This is a genomic window from Microbulbifer variabilis ATCC 700307, assembly GCF_000380565.1.
Lineage (GTDB): Bacteria > Pseudomonadota > Gammaproteobacteria > Pseudomonadales > Cellvibrionaceae > Microbulbifer > Microbulbifer variabilis.
This window is the reverse complement of the sequence record NZ_AQYJ01000021.1, coordinates 196,294-217,941: the sequence shown is the minus strand read 5'-3', so window position 1 is coordinate 217,941 and position 21,648 is coordinate 196,294. Positions and strand designations below refer to the sequence as shown.

Annotated in this window: 18 protein-coding genes and 1 riboswitch; of the genes, 5 read left to right on the top strand and 13 right to left on the bottom strand. The window is 45.1% G+C overall.

Annotated elements, in window-relative coordinates:
* The first annotated feature begins 223 nt into the window (after positions 1-223).
* A complete protein-coding gene (locus G367_RS0104115) occupies positions 224-1,123 on the top strand; it encodes an alpha/beta hydrolase (protein ID WP_020411833.1) in 900 nt (299 codons plus the stop codon).
* 73 nt (positions 1,124-1,196) lie between these two features.
* Here the strand turns inward: G367_RS0104115 and G367_RS26430 are convergent, their stop codons facing one another.
* The 4 genes from G367_RS26430 to G367_RS0104095 form a co-directional block, all read right to left on the bottom strand.
* Entirely contained in the window at positions 1,197-1,457 is a 261-nt protein-coding gene (locus G367_RS26430) for an alpha/beta fold hydrolase (RefSeq protein WP_169337094.1), read from the bottom strand.
* A gap of 116 nt (positions 1,458-1,573) precedes the next feature.
* Entirely contained in the window at positions 1,574-1,735 is a 162-nt protein-coding gene (locus G367_RS26425) for a hypothetical protein (RefSeq protein WP_020411831.1), read from the bottom strand.
* A gap of 33 nt (positions 1,736-1,768) precedes the next feature.
* Positions 1,769-1,864, bottom strand: coding sequence for an alpha/beta fold hydrolase (locus tag G367_RS27055; RefSeq protein WP_157533324.1), 96 nt, complete (start codon positions 1,862-1,864; stop codon positions 1,769-1,771).
* 927 nt (positions 1,865-2,791) lie between these two features.
* Entirely contained in the window at positions 2,792-3,133 is a 342-nt protein-coding gene (locus tag G367_RS0104095) for a hypothetical protein (protein ID WP_020411829.1), read from the bottom strand.
* Between the two features lie 483 nt (positions 3,134-3,616).
* Between G367_RS0104095 and G367_RS0104090 the strand changes: the two genes are divergently transcribed.
* Positions 3,617-3,976 (top strand): hypothetical protein, encoded by a 360-nt coding sequence (locus G367_RS0104090; RefSeq protein WP_020411828.1) that lies wholly within the window; start codon positions 3,617-3,619, stop codon positions 3,974-3,976.
* A 270-nt stretch (positions 3,977-4,246) separates the two neighbouring features.
* On the opposite strand, the gene G367_RS0104085 is transcribed toward G367_RS0104090, so the two are convergent.
* From G367_RS0104085 to pdxH, 9 genes are all read right to left on the bottom strand, one after another.
* A complete protein-coding gene (locus tag G367_RS0104085; protein WP_020411827.1) occupies positions 4,247-4,582 on the bottom strand; it encodes a hypothetical protein in 336 nt (111 codons plus the stop codon).
* 38 nt (positions 4,583-4,620) lie between these two features.
* The gene (locus G367_RS23045; RefSeq protein ID WP_020411826.1) at positions 4,621-5,127 is read right to left on the bottom strand and encodes a hypothetical protein; all 507 of its coding nucleotides are present in this window, start codon (positions 5,125-5,127) and stop codon (positions 4,621-4,623) included.
* A gap of 165 nt (positions 5,128-5,292) precedes the next feature.
* On the bottom strand, positions 5,293-5,892 hold the full coding sequence (locus tag G367_RS0104075) for a hypothetical protein (RefSeq protein WP_026304915.1): 600 nt from the start codon (positions 5,890-5,892) through the stop codon (positions 5,293-5,295).
* Between the two features lie 13 nt (positions 5,893-5,905).
* Entirely contained in the window at positions 5,906-9,877 is a 3,972-nt protein-coding gene (locus G367_RS0104070) for a DUF637 domain-containing protein (protein WP_083922670.1), read from the bottom strand.
* A 13-nt stretch (positions 9,878-9,890) separates the two neighbouring features.
* The gene (locus tag G367_RS0104065) at positions 9,891-12,284 is read right to left on the bottom strand and encodes a hypothetical protein (protein WP_157533323.1); all 2,394 of its coding nucleotides are present in this window, start codon (positions 12,282-12,284) and stop codon (positions 9,891-9,893) included.
* Between the two features lie 1,021 nt (positions 12,285-13,305).
* Positions 13,306-13,686, bottom strand: coding sequence for a hypothetical protein (locus G367_RS0104060; RefSeq protein ID WP_020411822.1), 381 nt, complete (start codon positions 13,684-13,686; stop codon positions 13,306-13,308).
* A 114-nt stretch (positions 13,687-13,800) separates the two neighbouring features.
* Positions 13,801-15,207, bottom strand: a complete 1,407-nt coding sequence (locus G367_RS0104055; RefSeq protein ID WP_020411821.1) for an RDD family protein — start codon at positions 15,205-15,207, stop codon at positions 13,801-13,803.
* Positions 15,207-16,898 (bottom strand): molecular chaperone HscC, encoded by a 1,692-nt coding sequence (locus tag G367_RS0104050; RefSeq protein WP_020411820.1) that lies wholly within the window; start codon positions 16,896-16,898, stop codon positions 15,207-15,209. Before G367_RS0104050 ends, G367_RS0104055 begins: the two co-directional genes overlap by 1 nt.
* 262 nt (positions 16,899-17,160) lie before the next feature.
* A complete protein-coding gene (pdxH, locus tag G367_RS0104045; protein ID WP_020411819.1) occupies positions 17,161-17,799 on the bottom strand; it encodes a pyridoxamine 5'-phosphate oxidase in 639 nt (212 codons plus the stop codon).
* A gap of 278 nt (positions 17,800-18,077) precedes the next feature.
* Between pdxH and G367_RS0104040 the strand changes: the two genes are divergently transcribed.
* The 3 genes from G367_RS0104040 (at position 18,078) to G367_RS0104030 (ending at position 21,608) form a co-directional block, all read left to right on the top strand.
* Complete coding sequence (locus G367_RS0104040) at positions 18,078-19,694, top strand: 5-guanidino-2-oxopentanoate decarboxylase (RefSeq protein WP_020411818.1); 1,617 nt, start codon at positions 18,078-18,080, stop codon at positions 19,692-19,694.
* 13 nt (positions 19,695-19,707) lie between these two features.
* The gene (locus G367_RS0104035; protein WP_020411817.1) at positions 19,708-21,141 is read left to right on the top strand and encodes an aldehyde dehydrogenase family protein; all 1,434 of its coding nucleotides are present in this window, start codon (positions 19,708-19,710) and stop codon (positions 21,139-21,141) included.
* 65 nt (positions 21,142-21,206) lie between these two features.
* A riboswitch (SAM-I-IV-variant riboswitch) is annotated at positions 21,207-21,335 on the top strand.
* A gap of 57 nt (positions 21,336-21,392) precedes the next feature.
* Positions 21,393-21,608: a hypothetical protein gene (locus G367_RS0104030; protein ID WP_020411816.1), complete on the top strand. Its 216-nt coding sequence runs from the start codon at positions 21,393-21,395 to the stop codon at positions 21,606-21,608.
* The last annotated feature ends 40 nt before the right edge of the window (positions 21,609-21,648 follow it).

Below are 21,648 nucleotides of genomic sequence, written 5' to 3'. Positions count from 1 at the left end.
ATCCTCCCTCACAGGATGAGGAAGCGCCAGGGGAATATTCCTGGCGCCACTCCACCCGCCAAACTGCGCCCCACAACTCCCTTTCCAACTTATATACTCATCTTTGCGACTGTTGGCACAGCGCAAGGTAGCTAGTGTCGTATCCGATCTGATAGGCTTGTCAGTCTTGACCGCCCACTGACGCGGCTGAGCACACTAAAGCGTGGCTCATTAAGGGATAAAGATGAAAATAATTAAAATATTGTTTATAGGCTTAATGGTTTTGGCCACTCAGTTAGTGCAAGCCGGCACTGCTGAACCTACAACATTTACCCGCCAGGGCATTCTCTCTTACAACTTCCATTCCGATTTATTGGGGCGTGGATTTGTTATTGATGTGCTACTGCCGCTCTCCTTTAATCCCGAAGACAATACCAGATACCCAGTGATTTATATGACCGATGGTTATATGAACTTCCCCATGGTGGCACCGAACCTGATCCATGAACAAGTTCCCGATGAGCAGGGTAATACCAAGCTTCCGCCGGTGATCCTTGTAGGTATCTCACACCCCTTGGACAGCTCCAACTTCACTTTGCGCTTAACGGATTTTACTCCGGTACCTGGAGAAATCAGGGGTAATACCCTGGGTGGTGGTGCAAATCAGTTTCTGGAATTTTTGGAGAACGAGCTTAAGCCCTTCATCAATAATTCGTTCAAGGGAGATGAAAGCGACGAAACACTGGCTGGCCACTCCCTCGGCGGACTGTTAGCCCTCCACGCCCTCTTCAATCACACCGATAGCTTCGACCGCTATGTGATCGGCAGCCCGAGTATCTGGTGGGCCAATAAGCAAATCCTAGAGAGTGAGCTTGCCTACGCTGAACGCCAGACTGACTTATCGAAAAGCGTGTATATGTTTATCGGTGGAGAGGAGGTCTGCTTAGAAGAAGGAGAGGTTTGTGGTGTTCAAGACTTTAGGGACCTGGCCCAGCGACTCAAGTCCCGCGACTATGAAAATTTGTCTCTACGCAAGCGAGTCATTAAGGGTGAAAACCACGATACTGTTGTGAATCCAGGCTACGATAAGGGGATAGAGCAGGTTTTTAAAACCAAGGTGCTACCACGGAAGTATTCTTTTTAACCGCGAACCTGCCGGCCCTATAGCAGGAAAACGCTACTGGGCCCTGACTACTCGCCTAGCTTGCTATCCGTCACTAATGCTCTTCACTAATATACTCCCCGGCCTCTAAAAATACTAACATAGTCTTCTTCAGACTTTCCGCTGCGTCCTTAAGGGGCAAGTGATGACTATCTTTTAGTACCGAGAAAGATTTACTCCCTTTATACCTTTTATAATCTGCCTTTACCTGTGAAGGCGTGGTAATGGAATCATTCTCACCGACAACAAATAGAGCAGGAACCTGTAAATGATCGATACCCCCCTTTACGCTCATGGCCTGAAGCTCATCGTGCATCTTGTCAGCCAGACTTCCACGCCGTTCCTGCCACCCAGGAAATCTCTCACTAATCTTTTCAGCTGCTAGAAAATCTCGAATATCAGTCCCATTTGCGTTACCACCATTCGCGCGACTCACCCAATTAGAAAGAAGCGGATAATACTCAGAGGGAGACTCATGATATTGTTGTACTCCTGTATTGCTAACTGGTTGCCGTCCTTCTCCCCCCATTGCAGGGTTGCTTCTAAGCTGATTTCTACCTGCTTATGCGCATCCTGGGAGGAAGAGATAAACACCAGCCTCTCCAATGTCTCAGGATGCTCACTAGCCTAGAGAGCTGCAAGCCCCCCGCCCCAAGAGTGGCCAATTAAAGTAACCTTATCCGTCTTATAGTGCTCCTTTAGAAAAGAGATAACATTACGCATACCTTAAATATTACTCTTTATCGTTAATGTATCGTCACTCACCTCAAGAGACTTGCCGGCCTCTATTTCTTGAAGATAAGCCACTAAATACTTATCTTTGAGCGCCCGTTCAGCAGTCATCTGAAATAGAACCAACCCCAACTCCACATCTCCCGAGCCGCCATGTAGAAACAGAATTAATGGTATGGATAAGTCGCTACCAGAAACCTAAAAGTGTAATTTTGCATCACCACTTAGCACCTGCCCTTTGTACTTGATTTGATTACCAAATATCTAACAGACAAAAAATAAAAATGGCAAGGAGGAACTATAACCATAATGGATTAAATATATATTCACCGACTTGGAACTAAAACTCAACAAGATGTATTAATATCCAAGGCATTGACTAAATAAAATTAATGGAAAGCTAACAGAGTTAAAACTTGAAGACGCTTATATTACAAAAATACCAACAAAATACGAACTTCGAGACGAAATGGGGGCTAAGACAGAGCAAAATAACAATAAGGTAGGAATTCTTCGCCTCACATATAAGAAGGGCCCCATTTCTCTTTACCGAGCTTAACCTTCTCACTTTATTGCGACACCCCATAAGAAATGCCGATAAATCAGTATATTACAACTCAACAAAAGACAGATGAAGAATTAGCAGAAGAGAGCATCAAAAAAACTATTTATGGAGTAGAGACAATCCAATATCAGGGCAAGAGATCTGAAATATTGTTGTGAGCCAAGTAACTAAAGGTCACTCTGCTTATCATACGATCATTTTAAAAGGCCGCATAATAAATGCGGCCACCTAATACAAGCTTCTCACACCGCAGAGTGCGCCCCCTAAGAGGAGCTAGTTACCAATATTGTACCAAGCAAAAGTGGGGCTGCTCTAGCTAGAAGACATTACCAGTTTTCAAACTACAAAAACCTTTACAGAACACGCAATGAAATAATCTCACAGGTCTTAAAGGCGCTGCTTCCACTCCAAAGGCTGTCAGTATCACCAACAATCCGCACTGTAGATTTGGCATGGAGTGACGCCAAGATAGAAGCCACTGAGTTTTTTTGGCCTACACTCTCTTCCGACTTTATCCAATACTGATGACAACTCTCAGTTTCAGCGTCCAACTTCACAACCACTTCGCCATCTCTAGAGGAGGCACTCGAAAACACCTCGATATAGCGCACTGTCGATTCGTTAGCATCCCCTAGAGCCAGCACATCTACAGCTAAAAGGACCATAGTAAAGCTCAAAGCACTTAAAAATCTCATCAACACCTCAAAATTTAACTCTCAATTTACAACAATCGATCAACTGCTAGAAATTATAAGATTTTAACCTAATGACGTATAGGTATAGCCTTAAAATCTGTTAACCTTGAATGTCAAAACTAATTATAAATTATACCTGAGGCGTAATCGATAGATTCCAAAAACTGCGATAGTGCTCTACTGAAAAAAACCTGATATTGTAGCCTTTCATTTACCCTCAATTTTTTAATTTGAAAAAATCAGTCTCACTTAAGCTTTTCAGGGATCATAATTGTACAATTTAATTATTGCATATAAGATCAAAAGGTCTAATCAAACAAACGTCTAAAGAGTGAAGTGAAAGCATAATATGCCTTACCCCCAAAAAGCATACATTATTACTAACAATCGAAGAATTTACTAACATAGGAAAATCGAATATAATCACTTAGTGTTTTACCGTAAAGAAAAATACCCTCACCCAATTATTCAATAGTATTTAAAATGAAAACATTTTTAGCCTTACTACTTATTTTTTTACCTACTATATGCCTCGCTGAGTTCACTTTTACAGGAAAGTTAAATCAAATTCACACTGGGCCACAGTATCAGGGTAGAATTTTTGTTAAAGTTCAGGGAGCACCTTCAGGAGAGGTTTCCTGTTCAACCAATACAAACTATAGTTTTGCATTTGACGGTATAAACAAAGATGCTAATGATAGTACCAATGAAGAGGGCAAAATATATCTCAGCCTGCTTTTAAGCGCCCTCGCCGTCCAGCAGACTGTTACTTTGAAGAGTAGCGATGACTGTACAACTTACCACAATGTTGCAGATTTGAGGAATCTCTCTGTTATGCCATAGAAAATATATAGCCATCGATTTGCCGTTTAACTTTTTAAATTAGGTCGAGCTTAAAACAATACAATCTACCCACTAAACAAACTGGCATTCAACTAGGCCTCTCACTTTTTGAATGCCGGCTTATATGCGCAAGGGAACGAAACCAAATAAAAATAGATCGTCCCATTCTACTAACTCAAAGCCTCGACCGTTAACAAACTCAGAATCATTCAGATCGATTATGTCCTGGGCAAGGCAAATTTATTGGACACGGTACCATTACTATTTTTTCTACTCAGGAAACATAACTGAAGACAGCAGTATTTTGGAGCCCGTATTATTGCACTCATAATAGCTAAAGCTAACGGTTTCCTTTGCCATATACGCAGACAGTAAGAATGAGAGCTTTGTATCAAATAGTTTTGTATCCTCAACAGTAAGATGAAAATCCACATCACTTTTACAGTTTATTTCTGAGCTGGTATTGGTGAAATTTTGCAATCTAATTTCAACTCCAGCATCGTGGACTTTCATATAGGAAATTTTTGAATAGGGAGTCCATTCGGCTCGACCTAGCAAAGGTACAAAGAAAATAATTAAGAACAATACTTTTCCGAAATCTTTCATTTTTTCTCTAAACAACAACCATCTTCTTCTAAACAGTCTTAACCAGTAAAAACTGTGGACTCCCACTCTTTCCAATTCTCACCACCCAGCTTGTGAGATCTAGCCCCTTGAATAAATGCTTCTCTAAATGCAGGAAGATTATTTGCAAATACTTCACGAAAATCGTTAGGAGCACTAACAATAAGTCGGCTCACAGGCTTAAATGGGTATTCAAAGAGCTGGATCAGGCTTAAAGGCTGCTTCATTTCCTTTAATTTTGCTTCGATCACATAAGCATCAGATTTACCTCCACCTTGAAGGTTCACCTTTCCTTCACGTGCATAGCACCATCCTGTCCAATCTTTTTCTTCTTTCGCTATAGCCGCACGGGCTTTCTGATCTGCTAAAGCTTGTGACTCTGCTTCGAAAGGAGTAATCACACTTTGTTCAGCATCAAAAAAACAACAAAAAGGAACAAGCAATTCCTCTTCTTTAGTGACGCTACCTATATATAAAGCATTACAGAGAGCAAAACCTGAATGATAGCCCAACAGTTTGATATTCATTGGAATGCCTTCTTAAAATTATGACTGATACTCGATTAAATATAAAATTAGCTCAAATGCCAATTAAATAAAACCAAATTTTAATATGTGAATTTGGCTAAAGATGCGTAAAGCTTTTTATGTAGTGAGTTTAAGGGCAAGACGAACCTTGCCCCCATTTTAAACTCAAGAAAAATAATCCAAAACCTTGCCAATAAGCTCTAGCTCTTGATGACCCTCGGGATCAATTTCTTTGCGAAGCACCCGTTTTATATAATCCGTATCTCCAAGCAATCCACGCACAATACAATAGTGTGTAGCCCAGATACCACGTGTTTCTTCAGGTACACTTAGGTAAAACGACTCTTTGCTGTCTAGACAATATTGCTTTCTTAAGTACGCCTGCCCAAACTCGATTATATTATCCAGGTCACGCATAACTTGCGCCACAGCTTCTCCCTGGCTTCCGAAATCTTTAGCATAAACTGTTAGATTAAAAGGGTTCTTTAGGTCATCTATTCTAATTCTCCTTGAAAAGGTAGCAGTTCGTCTCAGAGGAAGACCTGAAAGATGAGATGAAATATCTTCCACCTCTTTAATATAAACACCTGCAGCCGGCTGGGTTGTTACCCAAGCAGGAGAACCACTAAAATTCCAAAAGGGTGCTATTAATAGATCACAAAATTTCACTGGACGAGATCTAAACCTATTAGAAACAAACTGCCAATCTGGGAGTTTGGTCGCCTTTCCCTTGGCGGCCTCCAAGATTTCTTTTTTAAAAGTCATGGTAGACCTGCCTTTAATCATGTGGAGATTTTGTTGACCTTAGAATATAAACAAATATCTCATCCATCTGTCCTCTGAACCCGCCTTCATCAGCATTAGCACCACATGCACTTGCCTGGCCGGAGGTACATGCATCATAAACTACTTTTTGGTTTGACGTTAATGTTGCATTCCCTGTCTTAACTTCGAGAAGTGCACGTCCCTCTGAGTCAAGCTGGATCTTTCCTCCAGGTATATGATTGCCATTTAGATCATATAACTCAAAATCATCGGGTACATCAATAGCTCCATCTCTTCCGCCACCGGTCACTGAAAGATCTGCCCGCGCGATCATACCATGATATTCGTGCCCCTCGTTGTCATACTGAACAGTCACTTCTTTTTGAACTTTAATATTCGGTATTTTTCCATATTCAATAAAAATAGCATCAACCTGCTTATTATGAAATATGCGGTACTTATCGACATTGGCTGCAAATGGCGAACTAGTGGGAACTTGAACACCATTTTCATCTACATAGAAGTAATAAGATCCCTTCTCACTTTGTAAAACCGGTTTGCCATCTTCTAAAACTCCAGTATCTCTATATGCAACTCCCTCGCCCTTTTTACTAATATAAAGATCACCCTTCCGTTCGTAGAAGTCTGTCAGCCCATCTAAATATTTCTCTGTATCTACTTTACCGCCATTTAATTCAAGTCCCTCTTTATCATCTCGCAACTCTCTTCTGAGAATATATCCCTTAAGCCCCTCAAGAGCTAACTCACTTTTCTCACCAAGGAGGGTTAAAAATGCATCTCCTGTTTCTTTGGCAACATTTCCAAGCTGCTCCCCCCAGACTTTAATTGCTTGGAAAAGCTCATTCTCATCCATCTTAGAAATGAGCTTATTACCAATTTTTCCTCCAGGGAACAGAGTAAGAACTAAATTGGTAGTACCATTAACAATAATATAATCAGCTAAAGCTTGATTACCTGCATCGACTCCTCCATCACGATAGGCCTCGTATATCGGGTATAAATCGACACCAAGTAGTGCAAGGTCAATTGCTTTTAAAATAACTGGGATTAAGAATATGAAGAGTGCATTATTCTCAGCAGTGATAGCGCCAACATCCGCTGCCGTATTAACACCCGCCGCTTCCGCACCCGCTAGAAATACAGAAAGTCCAGCAGAGAATCGAGCTAAATCTACTCCTTGCTCTTTTAACTCTGTAATTTGCTGCTCAATTGCACCTAACCCGTATTCATAACGGAAAATATCTGCAATCTGCTCACGAGAATAACCCCTACTCTCATAATCTGCTACATCGTCACCATATTTTTTAAATAGGTTATTGATTGCAGTATTCGCTTTATCAACCTGAGGCTTAGTTCTTTCCCTATAGACAGTGGCGGTAAATTCTCCAATAACTGCACCAGCTCCACCACTTACACAACCATCAGAGGCATTTTGCTGGCCAGAATTCTCTGCAGTAAGTACACCAATAACACAACCGGAACCCGCATGTGCGATATACTTCATCGCCGTATCCCAGTTACTTATCTCCGTATTAGTATCCTTAGGATCCCAAGCTTGCCCAATTTTTTTTGCCATATGGGCACCAAGACGGTTGATCCCATTCTGCATCAGTGACTGAGTAAAAGTATCCTCAAAGTCAGAATCATAAACTCCTGTTTGTATTCCTGCTCTAACTGCAGCATGAGTCACAGCCTGAGCAACCTGCTGCAAAGGTGACAAAACACTTTGTGCTGCTGCCGCATCGAAGGCAGCCTGGAAAGCTTTATCCGCAGCAGCGATATCACTAGGATTGATCGCTATCGCGGCATCAAAGGCTTCTTTACCTTTATTTATGGCATTCGTATCCGCTCCAAAGAAAGTGGTATCAACCTGATGTAAAACACCTGCAGTCACCATAGCAACAGCCAGCCCTTTAAAGGTCTCTGAGGATGCTAAATTCTCCATTGATCCAGCAATATCGCCATCGACAATTCCATTTGCTAGTGCAATAACTAATTGAGTCTCAAGAGTAGCGGTACCTGCGGCAACTGCGGCCTGCATCCAGGATGATGCAGTAAGGCTTGATCCTCCAGAGGCAATAGCCATAGCTATTGAAATCACAGCAGCAAAAGCTGGTGAAATACTAGTGCTGGATTCATTCCACTCTTCGTACTGAAGTTCAATAGCTGTCCAGTCAGCATTTGGAAATTCAGAGCGTACATATCCCATCCACTCCAGTCCTTCCATTTTGGAAAGCTGAGCAATTTGTTCATCCATCGATAAGGAGCGGTCACCTTCATATTCCACGTTTACGGTGGAAAAGGCTTTAACTGCAAGACCACCAACAATTGAATTGGTGACAGCTTTTTCAATAACGTGACCTTCAGACTTAACCGATACAGTAAATAAACCCTTTTTAATTGAGGTGTAGCTATACTGGTCTGTCTCTGTTGTCATCAACAGGTTGACACCGCCGTTTTTGGCCTGAATTTTCGTGCCATCTTCACTGGATATATCAGCTGCGCGGAGGGTGATATCTCCATACTCACTATGCAGTCGAATACCTTCGCCAGCATCCAGAAGTGAGCGTATTGCTACCGTCTGATAAATAGATTCTTCAATCTTTCGCTTACCATATTTCCCTTTTCTATAAGATTCCCTGACGTTCAGATTGTCTTCTATGGTAATACCGAGACCAGACAATATCTCAATATGACCGCTATCGCTAATAATCTCAGAAGCATCAATTAGAATATTTCCCTGTGCTATCAGTGCAATGGTATCGCTGGCTGAAAGCTTGGAGGCCAAGTGAGCAATTGAGGAACTGCGATAAGATATCCCTCCAGAAGACCCTTCTCGACGGTTGGTGATTTGCTGACTGCCGATATAGATATCACCACCCGCTTCGAATCGTATGGATTCTCCTGCAGAGACTACAGATCCTTGTAATATAATATCGGAGCTGGTTTTAAAGTAGATATCGCCTTCAGCATTAATTTCTGCTACAGGACCAAACCGTTCAGATTGAAATTGTCCTAGGTTGTAACGGTGAACAATAGTGCGGTTTTCAATAGAGTGCGCACCAATAAGCAAGTCTCCTTCACTTGAAATCAATCCGGAAATATTCTGCAGGGAACCTCCTGCAACTATTTTTAGATCATCTTCGGCGATTAAGTTACCCTGGTTATTAACCAAGTTCTCAGCAATCTTTAGGAATGAAGCTCTGCGGAGGGTAACATCGGTGTTGTCTATTTGTAGTCCGCCAAGCTCAACAAGACTACCGCCAAATTCATTTTCATCACCGGTAACTTTTTGTGCATCTATGGTGGAAGACTTCAAATAGAGGATAGGAACCAGAACATTCTCACCATTGATATAGCGCACTTCTGGCCAAATCATATCGGTTGTAATCTGACTGGCAGATAGCCCAAGAGGTTCGCCAAATATTTTCCCGGAAACGAGTGCATAGTTATATGCGTTATCATATAACTTGCTAATTTGCTCGCGTTCTGTGCCGTAGACCTGCGTATTAATCAGATTCCTGCCGAGCTGGGCATAGACTTGTGAACGAATATAACGACTCTGGACAAAGTTTGTACCCACCCGCTTAATTAATGGGTAGTGAGGCAGAATAACCGTAATATCGCCTACCCCAATGGGTATCATCAAGGGCGCAGGTAGATTTTCCTTGCTGCTTTCTTTTAAACGTTTAAAAAAGCTCTCTATATTTACATCTGTTTGATGGGCGTTTGTATCCAAATAGTCAGCGGACTTAAATTGATATTCGTTGTTATTTTCTCGCTGAAATAGATGATTGGCATTCAGCTCAGCTTCAATAAGTGCAGATTCTATAATCCCAGCAACACCAGCCATAGCAGGCATACATAGCTGCATAGAGAAAAAGAAAGTCACCACGGAAGCTATGAGACGCTGCCACTTGGTGTAACTAGACCTTTCTGTCTTTTTTTCTGTATTCATTATCATACTTCCCTAAAACCTAGTCCCACCAGTCAAACTCTTGATCGAAAAAGCTTAGAACGGCATTCTTAATCTTTTCCATGTAAGCAATTACGACATCTGTAATCGACTCAGTTTTAATTACCCCTGAAACACAAGAATCATCAACAGGATCCTGCTGATTTACAATGCACCTAGTTTGAGTAATTCTGATCTCATCTTGAGCAGTGCTTGTATATATACTGTAAAATGGGACTCCATTTTTATTGTATTGCTGTTTGTCACCGTAGGGTATGTAGAATTCCCGTGATTTATAATCAGCAATTGCAAGATTTTGATAATAAGCAATGGGATCATGCTTAGAAAAATTCACCGTCGTCTTAGGACCAATGAAATTACCTTCCACATGAAAGAGTGATTCTTTCTCATCCTGATTGACACGGACAATGGTTGTCTCAACAGTTTTGGGTTCACCCGGCTCAGTACAAACCCCATTTCGCCCCTTCTGTAAACATGTGTGATAAACGGTAGTATAGGTAGTATAAGAAACCTGTGAAATTGCTATACCCAATTCTTTTAGTTTAGGAGTATCCAGCGTGGCATTGCCAAAAACCTCGAAGAAGGCGGTGTTATTGATAAAACCTGTATTTGCTTTGAGATTAAAGTCGCCAACAGTATGAATTAGACCTGGTGGAGAATAGTAATAAAAATTTTCTTCCCACTTATCAGACTCTCGTTCAATAAGTACTTGGGAGCGATAACGTTCATTAGTTAATAGATTCGTATCAATATAGACAGCGCCTGGTTGATTCAAGCGCATAACAGCAGAGGAATTAACTACATAGTTATCAGCCTTAATAAAGAACTGAGTTTCCGCAGAAACCAAAACCTGATTAGCTAGTGCCGCATTTAATGGCACGCCTGTAGACCAGTCATCCCCTGGTGCTTTATACACATAGTAGGGGTTAATATTTTCGAAGGCTTTGCCTTTAATAGTTAGTTTATTAGATAAGATATTGGCTGCAAGAGTATCAGCTTTTTGTTTACCCTGCGCTTCATTAGCATCTAACCCTAGCGCAAAAAAAGTACCCAACTCAGCAGGGCTAATATTGTTTATATCCCAGCTCAGCAAGTTATTATATTGATTATATTCACTCAAGAATGGCGTTCTGGAACCATTGCGAATCAAACCTTTATCGGATTTTAAATTAACCAGATTACCCCGGATGATTCCACCAAAGGAATTAAGCAGATTATCAACAACTGAGATATCTACTCCAGACAGCCCCTCGATTTCCCCTTTATTGAATACATCATTGGCGGCAATTTCTGTTTTGGTAGTTAATATATTCGCATCATTAATAATCTGATTTTTTGCAAGCACCGATAGTGTATGTGCATTGATTTCTGCATTCTCGTTTATGATTAAGCTGTCATAAGATTGCAGTGTAACACTGTTATCAGATGCCAATTTACTGTTGATAATCAATGGCGAACTAAAACTCTGTATCAGTATCGATTCTTCATTGATCACATGAGTATCTTGATAGCTCGTTGAGTAGATGAGATTACTACTGGTATCAATATTCGTTGCAATTCTGTACCAAGTATTAGCCATTGTGGCCGTAACAGATGTAGAACGAATAGTGCCATTCAAGGTTGTGTAGGAAGAGGGCTTTGCTTGCGAGGGGATATTGGTAATCTCTCGGGATTCATACCTCAGTGAATAGTTACCCAAGTACAGGTTAACCGCCCCACCACCTGTGGTTAAGCGACCCGACGTATCACTAATGTAATCCCCACCAGATGTTAAGGAGACGTTCTGATGTGTATTAATTTCACCATTGAGGCTCATATAACGCCCCATGACATCGACTGACAGCGCACCTGGAGCCGAAAGCTGGTTGATATTAATCGTTCCTAACAGTTTAATATCACCGATATTACTGGTGCTATCGGATAAACTTTTACTGAGGGCGCCAGCGGCTAGGGAGATACGTTGAAAGTTGGCAAAACTACACCCAGAGCAAGATACTGTGGAGCTACTGCTATCTGTAATGAAAAGTACATCTGCTGGCTCTCCAACCAGCTCTATATTGTTAGCCAGGGACAGATTGTTAGACTGAATAACAATTAATGTGGCTGGCAAGCTCGTTGAACCGGAGAATTCAGGTAAATTAAGAATCTTTAGTGATTTATTCGATACTGAGAAAGTAGAAAACCGGTTAACAGAAATCCCCGAATCGTTAGGAGGCCTGATAATAAGATTTTCAACACTGCCATCTTCAGTGCTTGTTATCAGCTTAATATCTGAAGCATGCTGAGACGCAGGTAAAATCTGCGAGGCTATTACCACTTCACTGACACATAAAAATAACCAAAGGCTAAGCCTTAACCACAACCCCATAACTCCACTACCTTTTTTAGTAAGCAAAAATTCTTAACCCCAAAGATTTATGCTTGTATTACCTAATCACTAACACCTACAACTAAAAGAATCTATCTTCCAAGGGATGAAACATAGCTTACCAATAGACTGCCGGATGGCGAATCCTATATTCACTCTGTTGAAAGTCAAGCATCAATTTCTCCACCCTAAAAAACATAAGGGCAATAAGGAATCAATTGGATTTAATATTGCGGGACTTTATGATTCAGTACAAAAATAGAGTAGCGATAGAGCAAGAGAAACGAAAAAAAGAACTTAACTGTCATAAGTGACATAGTGCACTTTCATTCAATCCCACCTAACTTGCCTTAAAGCTATTGGAATAGGCGATAGGAAAATAAGGACACCAAAGATGCCCTTAAAAAATTTCAAATAAATCACTGGATGAAATCCAATTCTTCAACTGAAACCACTCTTCAACATTAAATAACAATTAAAAAGATATATTGATTACTAAAAGCAAAAAAATCCTATAACTATTTAGTATGTTAGGGGACTTATAAACCCCCACTTAAACTAGATGGCAAAAAAGTAAATTTCTGGGTAAGTGGATGCGGTGGGCAGCCTAATCAATATCCAAAGATAAGTTCTGTTTATCTGAATTCATACTAGAGGAGTTCTGAAAGCAGTTACCTATAATTAAAATTCGCTCTTTGCAATAACAAATGGCTGCTTCTTAAATTCGCCCCAATTGACTTTTATAGCCAACAAGCAAGTGGTGGATTAAATATTATCCGTTACTTTAGCTACGCAAATGGCAAATAAATTCATTACAATATATATCTTAAGTCTGCATGGAAAATCATGCTTAATTAATCCCAATTAAAAACTGGATAGAATAAAACCCATATAAACATAGCACTCTTTAAACAATAAGGGGTTACCATATTTTACATTGTAAAAGTAGCACTAAAAAGAGAGGCGGTTCTGTCTTTACACCGCCTCTCTTTTATTAGGGCTATAATATAATCATCTATGCGTAGACGATAATTTTTTGGATTTATAACTATTTGCGAAGAATATCTATTCGATATGCAACCGGAATAGTATTCGTTCCATTCCACATCTTACAACGGTCTTTACCATCATAAGCCCCAAATGCTACCTTGTTACCGCTTAAGTAGGCAGCCAATAAGGCACTATACATCTCCTGCCCTTCTTCTGTGTCAAACTCAATGGCGACATACCTGCCAGCCCCCCAATTCTTATAAGTTGCAGTGCATCCATTGGGGTTAGGCCCCTCATTTGTAAGAGTAGCAACAGCATACCCTTTATAGGTACGAAGATACTCAACAGGACTACTCCCCACATCGTAAGAGAGAGTTTGCCCACTCAGTAAAACCAAGCTACCTAATAACCACTTTGCAGAATGTAAAAACTTACTCATTATAAAAACTCGTGAGAACTCCAAATTTGTGAGCTGTTTGAACCATAGCTCTGAAGGCGCAAATATATCAAAGACACCATCTGTTCATCTATAGACTTCCTATCTTTCAAAATCCTACCCTCTTAATTTTCGCAAATGCTCCTCACGGGATTTACGCATATTGATGACATGGCTTGAGCTGAGGCGGTCGTGCATCAGGTTTCCACCTAGGAAGCAGTTAATCAACCAACCGATCTTACCCAACGGTAGGGTGAGGGTGAAACTCAGTAGGCGCCAAAGGCCGTGGCCATAGCCTATTCGCTCAAATTTTTTGTTGGTGACTTTGTAGCCCATCAAATATTTACCCGGCGTTGCCTGAAAGTGGGAGCTCTCTGCAATCCAGGCCATCAGCAGATAGGCCAGGCAACAGATTCCCAACGCTATGGTTGTGGCGGCACCTTCTGGCATATCGTAAACCTTCATAATTACAATGGAGGCGATAAAACCGACAGCGACGTACAACAACAATAAATCCAGTAAGACCGCTACGCCTCGAGCCAGCAGGTGGCCAAAATAGTATTGATCGTAGGTTTCTTCCGGCTGGATAGCTTTCTGCCGGATCAGCTTGCGCCCACCTCGAAGCCCTTGGGCAGGGTCCACAGTAACTTCTTCGCTTTGTAGTGAATTGAAAATGCAGTCACAAAGAGATTCATCCAAAGCGCCGTATAAATAGGGGGCATTACCATTCCAGTCGAACAGGTTATTGCAATACTGAATAATATTGTTGGAAATCTGTATTTGTTTTTTATCTTTAGAGGCACACTCACCTGCCTGCAAATTTATTCTGGCAAAACGCTCGAAAATTGTGAGACCCAGATTCCAGTTATATTCCTCATCGAGCATATAAGGTGTATCGGTGAGAAACCGCCAATTCTCTTTTACATTGAATTTACTGGGCTCTTTCAGCAGCCTATCCACTTGATCCAGTACTTGATGGTACTCGGTAATTCGCTGTGCTCGCTGTGGATCTTGCTCAGTAACACCCTCTTCAATAGGATTTTCTTGTGCATCCCTACCTTCAGAATGCTGCTCTTCAGTATATTTCTCTGTAGCGGTCTCCCGCTGTATCTCACCCCCAGTTTCCTGGCCCTGGACTTGGTTAAGGTCATGAGAGACTTCTGATGGGGCTTGTTCAATAGCTTCTGGGGAGACTGGGGAGTGATCTTGATGATTCAGTTCACTACCTTGTTGTACTTGCGGCTCTACGTGCCCCTGTAATTGCGCGACCTCAGGGGAAAGTGTAGCCTGCTCAGCATTGGTAATTTCCGCAATAGCTTCAGTACTTTGCGACTCCTTACTTTCCTCATTCTCTTCTTTTTGACGCTCGGCAGCTTTCAGCGCCCATTTATAGGCGCTGTGTAACTGCTGAAACTCTTCTGGCTTTTCATCCGGGCGGGTATGCTTCAGTTTTTTTGCATAGGCACGCTTGATCGCCCGCGCATCATCACAGGGCGCTAGCTCGAGTATCTCCCAGGGGCTCATTAAATCCAGTCCTCACCGTCGAGCTTATCAAATATTTCAGTGAGTTCGGCACGCGTCTTGCTAATCTCCACTAGGTTTTGTTTATCCAAAACCCGGTCGAAGCTTGCGAGTAATTTAGAAATATGGTCGCGCTGCTCGCCGAGGCTCGCTTCGTACAAGCGTTCACCACGGGCGAGCAGCGCCCGGTTTTCTTCATCTTCACGGGGGTGAAATTTGAGCTTGGCCAGTTTTTCCAGGGCTTGGACTCTATCCTGTTCATTCAGGGCGCCCGGCGTAAATTCCACTAACTTATTAAATGTTTTACCGGTGGAAACGACGGTGATATCCACTTCCAGCAAACCGTTCATATCGTAGCTATAGCGGACTTCCACAACTTCCTCGCCCCTGGGTTTCTTGGGTACCGGTACCGTGAGTTCGCCCAGATAAACATTTTTCTTTACCAGGCGATTTTCCCCCTGGTAAATATCGATACAAACTTCGTTCTGATCATCGCGGGCAGTGCAGACGCTTCGTACGATACTCACCGGCACCACGGTGTTGCGCTCAATAATCGGCAGGAAGTAATTGCCCAGCTGCGGGCTGTCTTCGTTCACTATGCCGGTACCCAGGGTGTAGGGGCATACATCGGTGAGAACAATATCATCCAACGCGGAATTTTTTTCCTTGAGCCCGGCTTGAATAGCCGCTCCCATGGCGACAACGGTATCCGGGTTCAGGTGGCAGGAGGGTAAGCGGCCAAACATACGCCCCACCATAGAGCGGAACAGGGCCAGGCGGGTGGAGCCACCCACCAGTACCACTTCGTCAATTTTAGCAGACGGCAAATCGGCATCGCGCATGGCGCGCTCAATCGGGCGCTTGGCTCTCAGCAGCAGCGGAGTGCTGAGTCTCTCAAACCATTCGGAAGTCACTTTCCACTCAACTTCACGACCACTAAGGTTTAATTTAAGTAACTGCCCTGTCTGCTGGCTGATACGGCGCTTGGCCGTTTCCATCTGCATATACAGGTTCTGCAGTTCGCGAGGTTTCAGTGAGGATTTTTTCAGTTTTAATTCTTCCAGAACACTGTCGATCATCGCTTCGACAAAATCCTCACCGCCAAGGTAGTTATCCCCGGCACTGGCATGTACCTCCATAATGCCATCGAAGAATTCCAGGATGGAGACATCGAAGGTACCGCCGCCCAGATCCAAAATAAGAAAATTACCTTCACGTTTATCATGCAAACCGTAGGCTATAGCTGCCGCAGTGGGCTCATTGATCAGGCGTTCTACCTTCAGGCCGGCTAATTCCCCAGCCTGTTTTGTTGCTTGGCGTTGGTTATCATTGAAATAGGCTGGCACACTAATCACAGCCTCGGTAATTTCTTTATTCAGGAAAGCCTCAGCATCTTCTTTCAGGGAACGTAAAACCAATGAAGAGAGTTCAGTTGCACTAAACTGCTGACGGCCTAGCTTAATTTTATGATCGGTGCCCATTAAACGCTTAAAGGCAGCAACAGTGGTATCGCTGTGATTGATCAAGCGTTCTTTTGCAGTTTTTCCTACGACCAGTTTGCCAGCCTCATCTAAACTGACAACTGATGGGGTCAAGGTCTCTCCAAGGCGATTGGGAACCAGTTTCACTCCATCGTCTGTCAATACCCCACAAGCGCTATTAGTGGTTCCCAGATCAATCCCAATAATGGCCATAATTCTCTCTACCTATTTTTAAAGGCTAAGTAAGCAAAAAAATCGAACCCACAGTTTTTGCAACCGGTTTTCTACTTTGTTTATTGCGCAATATTCTAAGCGGCCAGGCATATTAATAGCCAGCTGGTGCAAGCGAACGAAAGCGAGTTTTTAACACAGAAAATGAAAGCGGTAATAAGCCGCTTTCATTTATTTTGCTACTCAGGGAAGGGAAAGGTGCAGTCCGCTAACGAACTACAGCCGAGAAATTGATAGGAGTTATTCAGGGGGAAAGGCGCTGAACCGACCAGCTGCCGCTATCATCAGCACAGTAAACAAAACGATCGTGCAGGCGATTTGCTCCCCCTTGCCAGAATTCCACGGAATGCGGCACAACCCGGTAGCCACCCCAGAATTCAGGCAAAGGAACCTCACCGCCATCAAAGCGGGCTTTTTCTTCTTCAAACTGCTTTTGCAGCTCTTCGCGGGAAGACAGGGGCTGGCTTTGGTGAGAAGCCCATGCGGCCAGCTGGCTGTCCAGTGGTCGGGACTGGAAGTAAGCTATAGCATCCTCCCTGGATACCGGCTGAACCTGACCATAGACAATGATCTGACGCTCCAATAAATGCCATGGGAACAAAAGTGATACTTGCGGATTATCGGCCATGTCCCTGGCTTTTTTGCTCTGCAGGTTGGTGTAAAACACAAAACCGCGTTCATCAAAACCTTTCAGCAGAACGATCCGCTGAGATGGCTGGCCCGCAGCATCCGCAGTGGCCAGGCACATCGCAGTAGGATCTTTAAGGCCCGCTTTAACGACCTCCTCCAACCATTGTCGAAACTGCTCCAGAGGCGTAGGCTTCAGCTCAGAACGACGTAAACCGCCGAGTAGGTATTCTCGGCGCCACTGATCGATTTCCATGGTGTTACTTCCTAAGTTGCTATTGCTCAATAGTGTATCTGGCGAGTTGTGGCAAAGGTATTTTTCCGCGAGTAACTCGTCAAATCTGCTCCCCTTCCATCCCGCCAACGGTAAATGAAAGCGCGACAGCCGTACAAAGTTTCCTGTCGCGACGCAGGGGGAATCTCAATTTTCCTGCGATTTTCATCTCGCAGATGCAGACTCTGCGGGCGCTTGCGTGGCATTTGGCGGGCGGCTAGGCTCACTGCATTTTTACACGAATAAGGAAAACGGTGGTTATGTCCTCTGCACCCACATGTGCCCAGGTGCTGATGCGCCTGTTGCGCGAATACCAGGTGGAAAAAGTCTTCGGCATTCCTGGTGTACACACAATCGAACTGTATCGCGGCCTGCCAGGCAGCGACCTGATACATATCACTCCGCGCCATGAACAGGGTGCTGCTTTTATGGCGGACGGTTACGCACGCGCAAGCGGCAAACTCGGCGTATGTTTTTTGATCACCGGCCCCGGCCTCACCAACGCCGCCACCGCAATGGCACAGGCCTACTCCGACTCCATCCCCATGCTGGTTATCTCCGCAGTTAATCGCCGCGAAGATCTGGGCATGGGCCGTGGGCGCCTTCACGAACTGCCTCGGCAAAGTGATGCCAGCCGCGGCTTTTGTATCTGGCAACATTCCCTGACTCAGGCCGGACAACTGCCGGAAGTAATGGCGAAGGCTTTCCAGCTACTGCGATCCAGCCGCCCAGGGCCAGTACATATTGAAATTCCCATCGACCTGTTCCCGGCACCCATGCCTGGCCAAATAGAGGATTATCACGCCGCTCCAGCAGCTATGGCCCCAGGCGCCAACAGCACCGCTATCGCCACTGCCACTCATTGGCTGCAAAATGCGCAGAGCCCCGTTATTCTTTTGGGCGGAGGGGCTCAGTCTGCAGGTGAGGCAGCTACACAAATTGCCGAAAAAGTTGCCGCTCCAGTTTTCCTGTCACTGGCTGCCAAAGGCGTAGTGGACGAACGCCACCCATTGTGCGGCGGTGCCAACCTGAGCTTCGATTGCGTGCGCAAGCGGGTGGAAAATGCGGATATCGTACTGGCAGTGGGCACCGAACTTTCCGAGACAGACCGCAATCTGGTCCGGGAAGACTACACCTTTTCCGGTAAGTTAATCCGAATCGATATAGATGCTGCACAACTTGTTTGTAACGCCACCCCCGATCTGGCCATCTGCGCCGATGCAGCAGAAAGCCTACAGCAATTAAATACCGCTCTGGTCCAACGCAGCGGAAATGCTAAAGAGCAATCCGAACAAGAGGTTGCCCAATTACTACAGGACTGTCGCAAAGAGTGGTGGGATGGCTCTGAGAAACGCCTCCCCTGGGTAAAAGCCCTGCGTGAGTCCCTGCCGGATAACGGCATCCTGGTGACAGATTCCACCCAATTGGCCTATAACACTAACCACGCACTGCCCCTCTATCATCCGCGCAGCCACGTTACCTGTACCACAGGCTACGGCACCCTGGGCTTTGCATTGCCCGCGGCTATTGGCGCCAAGTTATCCAGTGAGCGCGACGTGGTAGCGCTGATTGGCGATGGAGGGCTGATGTTTACCCTGGGGGAACTGGCAGTGGCTGTGGAACAACAACTGCCGCTGCCGATACTGGTGTGGAACAATTCCGGTTACGGAGAAATCCGTGATTTTATGGACGCCGCTGAAGTGCCCCAGGAAGGTGTAAACCTGCGCACCCCAGACTTTGTCGCCCTCGCCAAAGCCTTTGGTGCAGAGGGGTGCCGAATCAATCAACCCGGCCAGCTGACAGAAGCGGTAAGTGCAGCCTTTAGCCGAAAAACTCCAACCCTGATAGAAATCAGCGCGCCTTCAGGCGCAGAATAAATGGAAGCGTGACATGACAGATCTCAGCAAACTGCAAACCGGAAAGCTGTTTATTGATGGCCAGTGGCGTGAGCCCCTGGGTGCAGGATCACACCCTGTGATCAACCCTGCCACCGAAGCGTTAATCTGCGAAGTTTCAGAGGGCTCTGCCGAAGATGTGGATCTGGCCGTAACCGCCGCCAGAACGGCTTTTCACAGCTGGCGTAACAGTACCGCACAGAAACGCCGCGAACTGCTCAACGCCATCGCTGACGGAATGGAAAAACGCAAAGAAGAACTGACTTTCGCAATTTCCCAAACTCTCGGATGCCCCGAACATATCGCTCGCTGGCTACACGTCGACGGCCCTATCTACGCCATGCGCTTTTACGCTGAGCGCACTTCCGAGATGGAAAAAACCGAGAAAGCGGCCCATTCAATTTTATTCCGCGAGCCTGTGGGCGTGTGTGGTTTTATTACCCCCTGGAACTATCCGCTGCACCAGTTCGTCGGCAAAGTGGCACCAGCGCTGGCCGCCGGCTGCACCATGATCACCAAACCTGCCGAGATTACCCCTCTGCAGGACTTTATCATGGCAGAAATTATTGATGAGGCCGGAGTACCCGCCGGCGTCTTCAACCTGGTGCCCGGTGCTGGCTCGGTAGTGGGTGCGGCACTTTCATCCCACCCTGGCATCGATATGGTGTCTTTCACCGGCTCTACCCGCGCCGGCGTTGAAGTAGCCAAGGCTGCGGCGCCCACGGTAAAACGTGTAACCCAGGAGCTGGGCGGTAAATCACCGCTGATTATCACCCCCGATGCAGACCTGGAAGCTGCTGTACGCTGGGGCTGCGAAGATGTATTTATCAACAGCGGCCAGACCTGCACAGCCCTGACCCGTATGCTGGTACCTGCTGAGCGCTATGAAGAAGCGGTGGAAATTGCCCAGCAAGTGGCCGAAGGAATCACCATGGGCACCGGAGAAGACGCCTTTATGGGGCCGCTCTCTTCTGCACGCCAACGTGAAATCGTTCGTGGTTATATCCAGCGGGGTATTGATGAAGGTGCGCGCATGGTCACTGGTGGTGCCGAGACACCGGAGAACCTGGAAAAAGGCTTCTATGTTAAGCCCACTGTATTTGCCGATGTACACAACGATATGAGCATCGCGCGCGAGGAGATCTTCGGTCCCGTAACCTGCCTGATCCCATACAAGGATATGGACGAGGCCATCTCCATTGCCAACGATACCGAATACGGCCTATCCAGCGGCGTTTGGGCCAAGGATGCGGATAGTGCCATGCCTCTGGTACGCCGTATCGAGGCGGGACTCTGCTTCGTTAATGGGGGCGAGTTTAACTACGATGCTCCCTTCGGCGGTTACAAGCGCTCGGGCAATGGACGCGAATTTGGCGATGCCGGGCTCGGCGAGTTTATCGAACTGAAATCCGTGCAACTGCCCGCATAAACTTCTGCACCGCCCCCAAACGGGGGCGGCATAGTTGACTGCCAATCCCCTCCCAGCTATCTTTGCCCGCACATCACGAGAGTGGCTGACGCCAACGCCAACCTGCCGACCGGGGCAAGGTGGTTCTCTCTCTGCCGGCACACCAATGCCAGCGGGGAGGATGGGGCTCTACAAGAGCAATCCAACCGGATTAGCGAATACCCATTCGCCGCTTCCACGTCAGCCCTCCAAATTTTATTGTTGGAGGGACCATGTCCGAAACACCGCTATCCAGTAAAGACGTTATAGAAATTCAGATCGCCAACCAGCGAAACCGTACGGCGGTTAGGGCAGTGAGACGGGCCGATCGGCAATTGTTGTGGCAACTGCTGTTCGACACTGCGGAAGAGGCATTAAAATTCGCCACCAGTTGCCGCGCCAGCGAGCAGCCGATCACTGCCCACAAGGCGTGTGAACTGGCGGGATAAACTAGAATACACAGGCGCCAACCTGCTTAGCGCCAATCAC